This window comes from Pseudomonas rossensis, assembly GCF_039888995.1.
Classification (GTDB): Bacteria; Pseudomonadota; Gammaproteobacteria; order Pseudomonadales; family Pseudomonadaceae; genus Aquipseudomonas; species Aquipseudomonas rossensis.
Map to the genome: position 1 here is coordinate 1 of NZ_JBBWCB010000292.1, position 1,569 is coordinate 1,569.

1 protein-coding gene is annotated in these 1,569 nt (G+C 59.1%); it reads right to left on the bottom strand.

What is annotated here, in order from left to right:
• Window positions 1–378 precede the first annotated feature (378 nt).
• A partial coding sequence (locus WLY71_RS30520) for a hypothetical protein (RefSeq protein ID WP_347806551.1) occupies window positions 379–1,569 on the bottom strand: 1,191 nt, incomplete at its 5' end.

Here is a 1,569-nt window from a genome sequence, read left to right on the forward strand (position 1 = left end):
GATAAGTGTAGTGACCTGCATTCATACACGCACCGACCTGCAATCAGCACATTTTTCGACCGGAATTAATTGCGTCTATCCGGCCCTGCGAACCGGGATTAATGGCGAATGAACCTGCACTTATCCGCTTCGACCTGCATTCCATTTGCGCAGGCTCAGCGGAAGATGCCAAGCCTACCGAGATTAGGGCATTGTTCGGCAACCTGCCCGACCCGGCGAGGGGCGCCGAGCTGCGCGATAAAAGGCTGGCCGCCAGATTGCCTATCTAAGTCTTTTTAGTCGCAATTCATGCCGGTCCGCTAGGCTGGACGCAATGAATACGGGTTGAACACCGCATTGATTGCAGGTCGGGAAGTTTTCGAATGCAGGTCGTTACACTCATCGCCCAGAAGGCCCTCGCAGCACCACGTTGAAGGCGTGGTTAATGGCCGCGCGCGTGTTTGTCTGAAATCCGTGTTGCGTAATGGCCGTATTGACCGCCGCCTCCAACGCTGCTGGGCGCACTTCGCCCGCAGCAGGCGCCAGCGTTGACCAGCTCCGACCCTGCTGCTCGAGGTGACACAGAAATCGTGAAATCGTAGAGCGATGTTGCCGGGGAAGGGTTGTGGGCAGTTGCGCCATCACTGCTTGGTGTTCGGGCCACACAGGTATCAGGCGGACTACACCGGAAGGCCCCTGCAGAGCCAAGTTGAAGGCGTGGTTAATGGCCGCGCGCGTGCTTGACTGAAGTCCGTGTTTTGTAATGGCCGTATTGACCGCCGCCTCCAAGGCTGCTGGGCGCACTTCGCCCGCAGCAGGCGCCAGCGTTGACCAGTGCAGACCCTGCTGCTCGAGGTGACACAGAAATCGTGAAATCTTATTGCGCTGATCCCGGGAAAGGGTTGTGGGCAGTTGCGCCATCACTGCTTGGTGTTCGGGCGACACAGGTATCCGTTGGACCCGACCGGAAGGCCCTTGCAGAAACACGTTGAAGGCGTGGTTAATGGCCGCGCGCGTGCCTGACTCAAGTCCGTGTTGCGTAATGGCCGTATTGACCGCCGCCTCCAAGGCTGCTGGGCGCACTTCGCCCGCAGCAGGCGCCAGCGTTGACCAGTGCAGACCCTGCTGCTCGAGGTGACACAGAAATCGTGAAATCGTAGAGCGATATTGCGAGGGAAGGGTTATGGGCAGTTGTGCCATCACGGCTTGGTGTTCGGACCACGCAGGTATCAGGTAGACCCGAGCGGAAGGCGCCACCAAAACCAAGTTGAAGGCGCGGTTAATGGCCGGGCGCGCGCCTGGATGAAGTCCGTGTTGCGTAATGGCCGTATTGACCGCCGCCTCCAACGCTGCGGGGCGCACTTCGCCCGCAGCAGGTGCCAGCGCTGACCAGCTCAGACTCTGCTGCTCGAGGTGACACAGAAATAGTGAAATCCTAGAGCGCTGTAGCGAGGAAAGGGTTGTGGGCAGCTGCGCCATCACTGCTTGGTGTTCGGCCAGTAATGGTGTGGTTCGCCGCGTGGGGACGGGGGATTGTCTTATAGCGGTATAGGGGGAATATCTACCCGGTGCAGTGGCCGTCGCTCTTGT